Annotated in this window: 7 protein-coding genes; 1 reads left to right on the top strand and 6 read right to left on the bottom strand. The window is 57.8% G+C overall.

Features of this window, described 5'->3' with window-relative positions; genetic code table 11:
- Nucleotides 1–9 precede the first annotated feature (9 nt).
- Together ACODS3_RS20370 and ACODS3_RS20365 are read right to left on the bottom strand one after the other, a co-directional pair.
- A complete protein-coding gene (locus ACODS3_RS20370) occupies nucleotides 10–831 on the bottom strand; it encodes an aldo/keto reductase (RefSeq protein WP_304575244.1) in 822 nt (273 codons plus the stop codon).
- An 80-nt stretch (nucleotides 832–911) separates the two neighbouring features.
- A complete protein-coding gene (locus ACODS3_RS20365; RefSeq protein ID WP_201004287.1) occupies nucleotides 912–2543 on the bottom strand; it encodes a methyl-accepting chemotaxis protein in 1632 nt (543 codons plus the stop codon).
- Nucleotides 2544–3336: 793 nt separating this feature from the next.
- Here ACODS3_RS20365 and ACODS3_RS20360 point away from each other — a divergent pair.
- The gene (locus ACODS3_RS20360; RefSeq protein ID WP_489035990.1) at nucleotides 3337–3549 is read left to right on the top strand and encodes a DUF6124 family protein; all 213 of its coding nucleotides are present in this window, start codon (nucleotides 3337–3339) and stop codon (nucleotides 3547–3549) included.
- A gap of 194 nt (nucleotides 3550–3743) precedes the next feature.
- On the opposite strand, the gene ACODS3_RS20355 is transcribed toward ACODS3_RS20360, so the two are convergent.
- The 4 genes from ACODS3_RS20355 to ACODS3_RS20340 are packed head-to-tail and all read right to left on the bottom strand — an operon-like array spanning nucleotide 3744 to nucleotide 11965.
- Nucleotides 3744–4214 (bottom strand): hypothetical protein, encoded by a 471-nt coding sequence (locus ACODS3_RS20355; RefSeq protein ID WP_489035988.1) that lies wholly within the window; start codon nucleotides 4212–4214, stop codon nucleotides 3744–3746.
- Nucleotides 4211–9193 (bottom strand): RHS repeat-associated core domain-containing protein, encoded by a 4983-nt coding sequence (locus ACODS3_RS20350; protein WP_489035986.1) that lies wholly within the window; start codon nucleotides 9191–9193, stop codon nucleotides 4211–4213. Before ACODS3_RS20350 ends, ACODS3_RS20355 begins: the two co-directional genes overlap by 4 nt.
- Nucleotides 9190–9933, bottom strand: a complete 744-nt coding sequence (locus ACODS3_RS20345) for a DUF4123 domain-containing protein (protein ID WP_489035985.1) — start codon at nucleotides 9931–9933, stop codon at nucleotides 9190–9192. The genes ACODS3_RS20350 and ACODS3_RS20345 overlap by 4 nt, the downstream gene beginning before the upstream one ends.
- Complete coding sequence (locus ACODS3_RS20340; protein ID WP_489035983.1) at nucleotides 9923–11965, bottom strand: type VI secretion system Vgr family protein; 2043 nt, start codon at nucleotides 11963–11965, stop codon at nucleotides 9923–9925. The genes ACODS3_RS20345 and ACODS3_RS20340 overlap by 11 nt, the downstream gene beginning before the upstream one ends.
- Nucleotides 11966–12022: the final 57 nt, after the last annotated feature.

Genomic DNA, 12022 nt, shown 5'->3' with positions numbered 1-12022 from the left:
GCTCTACGTCTAAACCATCGCCAATGGCCGCTTGCGGGTCGGCGTTGGCCAGGCCCTGTCCAGGTCGGCCAGATCCTGTGGCGTCAGGACGATTTTTTCGGCCTCGATATTCAGGCGAATGTGCTCAGGATTGGTCGCCTTGGGAATGGCAATCATGTTCGGCTGGCGCAGCACCCAGGCCAGGCTGATCTGTGCTGGCGTGGCGCTGTGACGATTGGCGACTTCGTGCAGTGCAGGGTGATAGAGCAGGTCGCCCGCCTGACCGATCGGGCAGTACGCCATGATCGGCAAATGCCGGTCATTGGCCCAGGGCAAAAGGTCGAACTCGATACCACGTTGCTCGGGGTTGTAGAGCACCTGATTGGTGGCGCAGCGTGGGTTGTCCAATTCCATCATGTCCGACACATCGAAGTTGGAAACGCCCCAACTGCCGATCTTGCCAGCCTCGCGCAGCCGCTCGAAAGCCTCGACGGTTTCGCCCAGCGGGTATTCGCCCGGCCAATGCAGCAGGTAGAGGTCGATGTAATCGGTATTCATTCGCCTGAGGCTGGCTTCGCAAGCCTTGGGAATGCCTTGGCGGCTGGCATTGAACGGGTAGACCTTGCTGACCACGAATACCTTGTCGCGTTGCCCGGCAATCGCTTGCCTGACCACTTCTTCGGCGCCGCCGTCGGCATACATCTCTGCCGTGTCGATCAGGGTCATGCCTTGCTCGATCCCCATGCACAGCGCAGCGATTTCCGCCGAGCGTTGATGGCTGACTTCGCCCATGTGCCAAGTGCCTTGACCCAGTACGGGGACGCTTTGACCTGCCAGTTCCAGTGTGCGCATACGACCCCCTGCAATAAATGGACAGGCCTCAGGCAACAAAGGCTGCACGAGGTTCCGTGCAGCCTGTCGAACACAACGAGTTAAACGCGGAATTGTTTCAGCAAGCCATTCAACTGTTCGCTCAATCCTCTCAGATGCTGGCTGGCAGCAGTGGACTGTTCAGCGGCAAGGGCCGTGCCTTGGGAGAGTTGCGCGGCTTGAGTGACGTTCTGGTTGATGTCATCGACCACATGGGATTGCTGCAGGGTGGCGCTGGCAATCGAGGCATTGAGGCTGTTGAGGTTGCGCAAGGCCTGGCTGATGGAGGTCAGGCTCTGGCCGGCCTGATTGGCCTGCTCGATGGTCAGTTGCGAGGAGCGGCTGCTGTCGCCGATCACCTTGACCGCTGCGTCGGAGTGACGTTGCAGGCGTTCGATCATGCCCTGAATCTCGGCTGTGGACTTCTGGGTCCGCTGGGCCAGCAGCCGCACTTCGTCTGCCACCACGGCAAAACCACGGCCCTGTTCCCCGGCCCGTGCGGCTTCAATGGCCGCGTTGAGTGCCAGCAGGTTGGTCTGCTCGGCAATCGAGCTGATGACTTCCAGCACGCCGCCAATCTGTGTGCTTTCGCTGGCCAGGGTTTGCATCACTTCCACGGCCTGGCCGATGGTGCCGGACAGATGGTCGATCTGGCGCAGGCTGTTGTCGATGTTGACCTGGCCCTGTTGCGCCTGGGACTCGGCATCGCGCATTTCGCTGGCCGCGTGCTCGGCGTTCTTGGCCACGTCCTGCACGCCATAGGTCACTTCATTGACGGCGGTGGCTACCAGATCCATTTGCTGGGATTGCTGCTGGCTACGCTCCTGAGCCTGCTCGGCACTGTGGCCGAGGTCTGTGGAGGCCTGGCCCAGCCCTACAGCCGAAGACTGCAACTCGATGACCACGCTGCGCAGCTTGGCGGTGAAAGCATTGAAGTGTTTGCCCAACTGGGTGATTTCATCGTTGCCCTGGGTTTCCAGAGTGCGGGTCAGGTCGCTTTCCCCGCTGGCGATGTTGGCCATGGCGCTGACAGTCAAGCGCAATGGCAGGACGATGCTGCGCAGAATCAGCGTCACCAGCAGCGTCAGGACCAGCACAATGCCTGCGCTGAACAGAACGGCATTCCACATTTGTTGCTTGAACTCGGCAGCCACGTCATCGACATACACGCCCGAGCCGATGATCCAGCCCCATGGCTGGAACAGTTGCACGTAAGAAGTCTTCTTCACCGGCTCGCTGGCACCCGGTTTTGGCCAGCGATAATGGATCAGGCCGGCACCCTTGCTCTTGGCCACTGCCACCATTTCATTGAACAGCGCAAAACCGTCCGGGTCTTTCACGCCCGACAGATCCTGGCCATCAAGCTTGGGGTTGGCGGGGTGCATGACCATTACCGGGCGCAGATCGTTGATCCAGAAATAATCGTTCTGGCCATAACGCAGGGCCTTGATGGTACTGAGAGCCTGCTGCTGCGCGGCTTCACGAGTCAGGGTGCCAGCGGCTTCCAGCCCCTGGTAGTAAGTGAGAATGCCGCTGGCTGTCTGGACCACATGCGTGGTTTTCTCGGCCTTGGCCAGATAGAGATCGTCATGGATCTGCTTGAGCATGGCGGCCGCGAGCACAAAGAGCATCAGCACAGAGACAATGAGAATCAGCCATAGACGGCGGCTGATAGATAAGCTGCGCATATTCATGATGTTCACCCTAATTCGTTGTTTTTTCTTTTTTTATGAGTCATCAGGCAGATCCTTGCACTGACTCTCAACGCTATCTTCATGATGTCGGCTTAACATGACTAAATCTGAGACAACAGTCACGCTTTTTTAGACGTCGGCGCCATATAGCCAAAGGCTTACACGAACAGGCGCGATTGGCTCTATCCCCAGCGTCGTGGCAAATGTAGGATCCAATTCAACAACTGCAGCGAAGGATCGATGCAGCGATAAGGGAAGATCGGCCATTGCCAGGAGGCTACTGACAGGATGTCGGGATGGTATTGTGTGCAAAACGACCCGCTTCGGCGGGTTTTTTGCTTTCTGGAGAACAGGATTGCGCCGCACGCCCGCTATGAATACACGTCTGTGGGAGGGGCCTTGGCCGCGACGACGGCATTGATGACGGTAAAGATCCATGGGGTGTACCGACCCCTCGCAAAATTTACGTCCGCTAACGAAAATCCTGTCACCTGACACCAAATCCGACACCCTTTTCCCTTTCCTCTGCATGAAGTTTCCGAGAAAATCCCGAGGCCTTGCGCATGTGAATTCCGACCTCTAGGCTGCGTCGGTCACTGGATATCAGTGATCGGGTTTAGCAGCCTGTCGCAGAGCACATATAGCGCAAGCTCCGTTTATGGCGGCTTTGCGTGGGGCATCTTCGGGTGCGCCGGGTCTTGTGTTCTCTACCGGTCTGCTAACCCGCGTCAAAGCTGCCACCTTTCATTCGTTTAGCAGCGAATCCTGGTGGCCTCAATACAGAGAGAACATCATGATCAATTCAACACCAGCTCCACCCCATCACCCTCTTGAAAAGTCACTGCTGCATGTGAGCGAGCTATTACGTTGTGCTGCCGCTACGGCCTATGAAACTGGAGATACCCTCAACGGCCCAAAACGTGATCTGGCTTTTTCGGTTGTGCATCTGATCGGCATGGCCAAAGCCGAGCTGGATCGGTCTTTGGAGCTTGTGGAAGTACGTTGATATCCCGTTCGGGCGGCGTGAATGTGCGGGTGAGCTCTGGCTTGCTCGCACATATTCTGGTCCTCAGACGTTGCTGGCAGATGCGACCACTCTGTCTTTCTTTTTGGCCGACAGGTTGGCCAACGAAATCCAGAGCGCTTTTCTCTATCGGGAGAATCACTCAGTACGACAACATTAGGTAAATGCGTAGTACTCTAAAGATTCTCTATGTCTTTAGGGCCACCATCGCCGATCAATTTTTCCATGTCTTGATTGAAAAGTTCTATCCCCTGAGTGTTGTTGGATCTGGTTAGCTCTTGTTTTAAAAATCGTATAGATTCGGATATTTTTCGACGTTGTGCGCTTGGTAAATTAAGAACTAAGTCAAATCCGTTTACGGATAAGGCGGGGACTTTTTTGCGCATGTAATAATAGCAGCCTATGTTTTCAAATAGATCTTCTGCATCTTTCAAACTGGTGGTCACTGTATCTAGATATTTGCTGAAAGCATTATTCAATATTAGGTCGGGCGTTTTGTGTGTTTTGAGAAAGCTGCAGAGTCCCGCCCAGTTTCTAATGTGCATTTGCGTGCCCCAGTCGGGATCTCCCTTGAAATAAACTCCAGACCCTCTGAAATACTCTGGGAACTCGTCTCTATTTAACGCTGTTTCAAAATTAGTTTTCACTGTAGTTGCTCCCAATCATCAAATTGGCTCAAGAGTTTGTTCATGTCTTTGCCGTGATCGATGCTTTCTGAACCAATGAGTGCTGCTTCTTTTGTTCCGCTTTTTGTTTCGCCGCCGGGTACCCACTCTTTCGGATAAGCTCCTGCTTCATTACCATTTGGGATCTCATATTTGAACCTAGGGTCGCCAGGCTTAATGTTAACCAGATAGATTTTGAAATCAGATAGGTCGTCGTCGCCAAGGTTTAACTCTCTGTTTAGCACCTCCCAGTTATTGCCGCTCGCTTTGTATTTGGCGATTACGGCATTCATTTCGGACGGTAGACCTACAAATTTTCTTGGCGGGAATGTCGGGTATTTAGATTTTTCAATCCATGAGTCGATAACAACAAACGAGCCTCCCTGCTGCTTGAAGGCTTCCTCGTGCAGATTCACATATTGTTCTGGCAGATATTCGCGAGTATCAGGGGGCCTATTTCCTCTTTCAAGGTTGATTACCTCATCGTATTTTTCCTGAGACATGGGTATATGATCAGGCTTCGTCGCATTTGCAGAGTTATTGGGACGCTTGGGTGTTGCACCGGGGCAGTCGACCGGAACGGTCGCCAACCCCAACGGATCCACCCACCCCGTAGGGTTAGGCACATACCGATAGTTATTCAACCCACCCGCCAGCTTGATCGGGTCTGGCGTCAAAAACCGTCCAGTCCCCGGATTGTAGTAGCGATGCCGGTTGTAATGTAAGCCCGTCTCCGCATCGAAATACTGACCTTGAAACCGCAGCGGGTTGTCGATTTCGGCGACGTCCAGCGTGGCGAGGTTGCCGTAGGCGCGGTATTTGGCGGACCACATGATCTCGCCGCTGTAGTCGGTGAGTTCCTGCGGGGTGCCGAGGTGGTCGAGCTGGTAGTAGAACGGCGTGGCCTTGCGTGGGCCTTCGCCGTCGAGCATGGCCAGTGGGCGGAAGCTGCCGGGTTCGTAGATGTAGCTGCGATAACGGTTGTCGGCGCTTTCGGCGACGAGGCGTTCGCCTTGCCAGAGGAATTCGGTGGTGTGGCCGTCGACGGTCTTGGCGATGCGGCGGCCAAAGGCGTCGTATTTGTAGCTGGCAGTGCTGCCGCCCGGCAGGCTGACGCCGATCAGGCGATGTTGGGCGTCGTAGCGGTATTCGGTGACGAGTTTCTGCCCGGCACCGCGGCGTTCGCGGATCTGGTTGCCGTAGGCGTCGTAGTCGTAATGGCGGTCGCCCTGCATCAGCAGGCGGTTGCCTTTGACGTTGGCCAGGTTGGCGGTTGGTAGATCGCCTTGGCCCAGCAGGTTACCGGCCGGGTCGTGGGCGAAGCTTTCCGGCGTGGCACCACGGACGTTGATCAGGCGGTCCAGCGGGTCGTAGTGAAAGCTGCGATTGCCCTTGCGGCTGTCATCGATCCCCGCCAGGTTGCCGTTGGCATCGTAGGCGTAGCGACGATGGAACAGGCTGCGATCCTGCTGGCTGACGCTGTGTGCCTGCAATCGACCTTGTTCGTCGTACTGATACTGGCTGAGCAACAGACCTTGCTGACGCTGCCGCTCCCGACCGCCACTGAACTGGTGAGCGGTCAGGCGCGAGCCGTTGAGGTCGATGCTGCTCAACTGACCGCCGCGCTGATGGTGGTAATCCAGCGTGCTGCCGTCGGGCAGGCGGCAGTGTTTGAGCTGGCCGACGCTGTCGTACTCGTAGCGCAGGGTGCCCCAGCCCTGGTGCTCGGTGATGAGGCGGTCTTGCAGGTCGTATTCGTAAGCCAGCGGCCAGTTGCCGTCGTCGACGTTGACCAGACGGCCAAGGGCGTCGTAGCTGTAGTGAATCTCTTCGCCGTCGGGCAGGGTCTTGACCAGCAGGCGGCCTGCGGCATCGCGCTGGTACTCGGTCACTAACTCGCTTTCGTCATCGCCGAATTCGGTTTTCTTCAGCAACTGGCCGTTGAGGTCGTACTCGTACGCGGTGCGACGACCGTCGAAGCCGGTTTCCTGCTGGATCAGGCCGTTGGCGTAGTAATCGAGGTGGTAATGCTCGCCACGTTCGTTCTCGATCTCGGTGAGCAGCAGGCGCGAGTTGTCGTAGCGGTAGCGCAACTGGCTGCCGTCGGGATTGATGCGGCGGCTGACCAGATGCAGGTTGTCGGCGTATTCGTAACGGGTGATGCGGCCCAGTTCATCGCGTTCGGCGGTGACGCGACCATACGGGTTGTAAGTGAAGGCGCGAGTGGCGCCGCCGGGCAGGGTGACCTGACTCAGGCGATTGACCGCGTCCCATTGGTAATGAGTGATGGCACCGGTTTCGTCCTGGCGGGTGATCTGCCGACCCAAGGCGTCATAACGGTACTTGCGCTGGCCGCCGTCAGGCAGACGTTCTTCCAGCAATTGGCCCAGACCGTTCCAGCCCAGTTGATGGAGGCTGCCATCGGGATGGCGGATTTCCAGCAGACGGCCCTGACGGTCGTAGCGGTAATGGGTTTCGTTGCCCTGAGGGTCGATCTGCTGAGTGATATCGCCTTGTTCATTGCGATCATATTGCCAGCGAGCCTTGCCACGCTTGACCTCGATCAGTTGCCCGTCGAAGTAGTTGTAACGGGTCGGTTCGTCTTCCGGCGGGATCACGGCCACCAGTCGCCCGGCTTCGCTGTACTGGTACTCGGTAATGGCCCCCAGCGGATCTTTTACGGCAATCAGGCGGCCTTTATCGTCATAGGCTTTCTGGGTTTCTGCGCCATCGGGAGTGGTTTCGCTGATCAGACGTGCATTTTCGTCATGCACATAGACCTGCTCGCTACCGTCAGCGTTATGGACGGTGACCGTGCCCTTGTCGTCCCACTCATAACGCGCTTCGAGTTGTGAGTAGTTGGCCCAGTGGCGCACGCACCGCGAGAACTTGCCTTCACGCTCCCATTCCCAGAAGAAGCTCGCACCACCGGCCATTTGCCGCTTCAGAATGACGTGCTGGTCGTTGTAGCGGTAATACTCGGTTTCACCGACCGCATTGGTTGCAGACACGAGTTGGTGAAGGGCGTTGTAGTCGTAGGTAACAAGGGTCTGGATGGTCAGCCACGGGTCCTGGCGCTCGCCACGCTCGTTATATTCCGGGCGTTGTTGCTGGTGATCCACGGCAACGATATGGCGGTCGTCGTAGCGCAGGAGCAGGGCGCGGCCAGCTCCGTTGTCGATGCGCTGAATACGGTCAACCAGGTCGTAAGTGATGTGAACCTGGTTTTCATACGGGTCGCTGATGGTGGTCAAGCGACCGGCCCGGAAATGATAGAAGCGTGCTTTTGGCCCGGCCTGGGTGAGGATCAGTTCGCCAGGAGCATCGCCCAGGTAAATGGCGGCCTGGGCAAGGCTGTTAGTGATGGCCGGACGTTGCTCGGTCGGCAGCGGGAAGCGGGTCTGACGGTTTTCATTGTCAGTCCAGAGCACGCCTTCGTCGTCCAGTTGCAGACGATGGGACAGGGAATGGCTCCAGCCGTAGCCAAGACGGCTATCGATTTCGACCGCACTGCTGCGGTACAGGCGCGTCCACTCCAGCGGCAGCAAACCACCGAGTTCGCCGTCGGTCAGGGTCAGCAGTTCTTCACCGGTCACCATCGATACCGGTTCACCGTTGGTGCAGGTCTTGTCTGCGCACTGGGCGGGCTGCTTGGCAGGAGTTTGCGATTGCTTGGCTGCGTCGTCGGTCTTTTCCGCCTGTTCGAGGCGCGTTGCGTTTTCCGTCTTGGCCCGTGCGCTAATCTGCGCATCCGTTTCAACGGTACCGCCTGTAATGGGCGGCTTGCGCTTGGGGGCCGTCGCGGTTTCGGCAGGTTTCGGAGGGGCTATTTCAACGCTGGTCTTGCGCGCCGGGTTCATTGGCGAGTTGCCATTGAGCAGCAGAGGCTTGGCGGTTTCTGCGTGACCGGTCGCGTTCTTCTTGCTGATATTCATCAGCATGGAGGTGAAGTCTTCGATCAGCTTGATGACCTTGCCGCCGTTTTTGGCGGCATTGAGGCCCTTGGCGCTAACCCGCACGGCCAGGCCGATGCCGCCCGTCAGGACGATACCGATCAGGATGTTCAGCAGGACTTCGGTGGTCAGTTCCGCCAGCACTTCCGTGCAGGTCTGCGGCGGCAGCATCTTGACCCAGGCCACGATGGCCGCGACGTAAATCCACATCAGTGGCTCATCACTGGCGATCAACAGAGCCGTCTGGATGGCTTCCTTGGAGGCGTTATAGATCTTCTTGATCTGTTCCTCGGTGAAGAACTTTTTCAGCTTTTCGTAGTTTTCACGAGGGTGAGCAACCAGGTCGTAGAGGTTCTTGATATCCCCCCACAAGCCCATGATCGCCTTGAGAAAGCCTTTCCAGGCAGACTCCAGTTGTTGCATCGCTTTGCCGGCCATGGAAGCGTTGGTGTGCGCTTGCCACAGAGGCAGGAAGTCGGTGCTCCATTCGGTTTGCAGCCAGCCGCTCAGATCACCGATGACGCCCTGGTAGGAGTTGAACAGACTGTCGATCTGCGCACGGGTAGGGTTCGGGAAAAAGGTGATCTTGTATTGCTGATTGGGCTTGAGGCCTGGAACCTCCAGAATCCCGCTTGGGCCGATTTTCAGATCAATTGCCTGGCCGACTTCGTTTTTGCCAAAGGCAAAACCATCTTCCACGGGCACCAGACGCACCGGCGTGTTGCCAATCGGCACAAAGCGCGCCGACTCGAAGCTGTGTACAAGCTTGAGCTTGCCGTTGGCCGGACAGTTGGCGTAAAGGGTGTTTTGCTGTTTGCTGTCCTTGTCCGCAGTGCCGACCTCGTCGCCCACTTTGAACTGTTGTTCGGCATCCAGCACGCCGCCGTACCAGGCTTCGGCATGCTCGCGATAATCCGCCAGGCACTTCTTGAAGTCGTTGATGATGGCCTGAGCATCAGGCTGTTTTGCCGTGAGGGCTCCGGTGATTCCGCCCATCAAAATGCTCATGCCGCCACCTCATTTTCCAGATAGGCCTTCAACAGCCCGGTAAAGTTTTCTTCCGTGAGCGGTGTACGCTTTACGAAACGCGCCACTTTTTCTTGCAGGTTGGATTCAGGGAACGAGAAGTACAGGTCGGCATGTTCATCCCGCAGCCACTGCATCATGTTGCCGATCACCGTGGATGGATTTTCAGCCATCAAACTCTCCAGCAAGTCCTTGGGCACCTCCCACCATGGCCAGTCCTTCGCTTTCGGCACTGTTCTTTGCCCGACTTCCAGAGTTCGGCCATTGATCAGGTAGCGCTCGAACATCGGCATCAGTTCACCCGCCGACTCGCCCAGCCCCTCAAGAATCGGGTAGATATGCCGCCCGTCCCAGAACCGGAAAAACACTTCGGCCCCGTCGGGCATCTTCACTTGCGTCAGGCTGCGCAGATGCTCGAACACGGTATTGGGCTCCGAGCGCGATACCGCGAGCCAGCCCCAGTCGAGTGCATCGGTTTCGGCGATCCATTGCAGAAAACCCGCAGTGGGTGTCAGCACGGAAAGATAGGGCATCACGGGCTGCCAGTCGGCGTAAGGTGTGCCACCCCAGATCGGAATCAGTTGCGGCGCCTGGCTTTGCTGGTAAAAGGCCTTGAGAGGTTCGGCGTCGCTGGCTGCACTGATGATCAGGTACAGGTGCTCGCCTTGTTGCAACGGCTGTTGTTCCAGCCAGGCCTGAGGGCTCAAAAGATCAGATCGCACAGGCACCGTCCTTGCACTTCTCGCACTCTTCACAGAAAGGCGCGTTGCGTTTAAGCGTATTGATTTGTGCCGGTGTCAGAACCGCACCGGCTCTGGCGGCATCGGCCTGTTTCAACAATCCGGGCAGCAACGCCGCTATGCCTGTCCCGACGCCTGGGCTGCCGCCTGTATTGACGTTGACCGCAGGGCCGCTCATTGTCACGCCGCCCGCGTCGATCTTGACGAAGCTGCCACCGGCCTTGAGGGTCAGTTCTGCGCCGGCTTCGAGCACGATTTTCAAACCGCTGCTCAGGTGGATTTCCTGACCCGCTTCGATGAACTGGCCAGTGCCTATCTTGACGTGTTGGGTTACGCCAACGCTCAGGTGGTCATCGGCGCGGGCTTCGACTTTGCGGTCGGCATAGACCGTACGATGCTCCTCAGCCTTGAACTCGCTGTAGCTGTTCTGCTCGACGGTGTCATGGCGTTCGTTGCCGACACGGATCTTCTGGTCGTTTTCGACGTTCTCGTCCCAGTCGCGTTGGGCGTGGAGGTAGATCTGTTCCTGGCCTTTCTTGTCTTCGATGCGCAACTCGTTGTAGCCGCCACCGCCCGGTGAGCTGAGGGTCTTGAAGGTGCTGCGGGTCTTGTTCGCAGGCAGCTCGTAGGGGACGACGTTTTCCTTGTGGTACAGGCAGCCGGTGATCAGCGGTTGGTCGGGGTCGCCTTCCAGGAAGGTGACGAGCACTTCCATGCCGATGCGCGGGATGGCGATGCCGCCGTACTGGGCTCCGGCCCAGGCGGAGGAGACGCGCAGCCAGCAACTGGTCTTGTCGTCGGCCTGGCCTTCACGGTCCCAATGGAACTGGACTTTGACGCGGCCGTATTGGTCGCAGTGGATCTCTTCACCCTTTGGCCCGGTGACCACGGCGCTCTGGCTGCCGAGGATGCGCGGCTTGGGGTGGCTCAGCGGCGGGCGGTTCGGCACGTCCCAGGGCGTGGCCTGGAAACGGTTGCGATAGCCCTGATGGAAGTCGTCCTTGAGCGTTGTCGTGTCACTGCTGACCGACTCTTCCAGCACTTGCGGCTGTTTGCCTTCGTGGAAGATTTCCGTCAGCAGCCACAGGTCGTTCCATTTGGCCTTGGGGTGTTGGGTCAGGGCAAGGAAGTGGCCGCTGACCAGCAGCGGCTGATCGCTTTTGCCTTCGGCGAGCTGGTAGTCGCTGCGATGCCTTTCGAGGGCGCGCCTGGCCAGGTGTTTACCACGCTCGCGGTCCACGAAACGGCCCGGATAGTCGTAGTCTTCAAGGTCGGGCAGGGCGTCGCCACGGTTTTCGCTTTCCAGCGTCAGGCGTGGTTTTTCAAAGTCGTAGTCGCGGCGGGTGGTGCGCGATGTGCGGGTTTCCAGGCGCATGTCGAAGCGCTTGATCACCGGGTCGTTGGCGACCATGCCGGAGTCTTGCTGATAGGCCACTGGCGCGAGTTTCGGGAACACCGTCTGGTCATCGCCGAACACTAGCTTGTGGCCCGTGCTGCTGTGCTGGAAGTGGTAGTGAATCCCTTCTTCCTCGCACAGGCGCTGGATGAAGTGCAGGTCCGATTCATCGTATTGAACGCAGTAGATGCGCTCGGGATAAACCGACCCGACTGTGAATGCGTAGGCGTTGCTCTGGATGCCATGCTCTTCAAGGACCTGGGCGATGATTTTCGGCACGCTGAGGTTCTGGAAGATACGTTGGTTGATGCGGTGCGCCAGGTAGGATAACTGCGGGCGCAGGGTCACCGAGTAGCGGGTCAGGCGTTTGCCGGAGTCACCCTGGGCGGCGCGGTAGACCTGGCCGTGAATGCCACTGCCGTCAGGCGAAAGTTGCAGGAAGGCAGGTTTGTGCAGGAGCGTTTCGAGGTCCAGGGACGGCTGCTCACTGACCAGTTCGACGTCGAACACGAACGGTTGGCTGATGGCTTCCCGGCCGGTGAGGGACAGGACCTGCAGGTCGCTGTTGAGTCCTTCTACGGTCAGGCTGAAGTGAGTCTGATTGGCCGGCGCGAACATCCCTTGTTCCTCAATTCTGGAAGAGCGTAAACAACATCGACCAGCAGAAGCTGGTCG

It is taken from the genome of Pseudomonas sp. FG43, from assembly GCF_057809175.1.
Note: the sequence above shows the minus strand (reverse complement) of the source record. Positions and strands in the feature narration are given on the sequence as shown.

Bases quoted from the DNA above. Each gene is read 5' to 3' on its own strand.
- ACODS3_RS20370 (WP_304575244.1), bottom strand. From the start codon at position 831: ATGCGCACACTGGAACTGGCAGGTCAAAGCGTCCCCGTACTGGGTCAA.
- ACODS3_RS20365 (WP_201004287.1), bottom strand. From the start codon at position 2,543: ATGAATATGCGCAGCTTATCTATCAGCCGCCGTCTATGGCTGATTCTC.
- ACODS3_RS20360 (WP_489035990.1), top strand. From the start codon at position 3,337: ATGATCAATTCAACACCAGCTCCACCCCATCACCCTCTTGAAAAGTCA.
- ACODS3_RS20350 (WP_489035986.1), bottom strand. From the start codon at position 9,193: ATGAGCATTTTGATGGGCGGAATCACCGGAGCCCTCACGGCAAAACAG.
- ACODS3_RS20340 (WP_489035983.1), bottom strand. From the start codon at position 11,965: ATGTTCGCGCCGGCCAATCAGACTCACTTCAGCCTGACCGTAGAAGGA.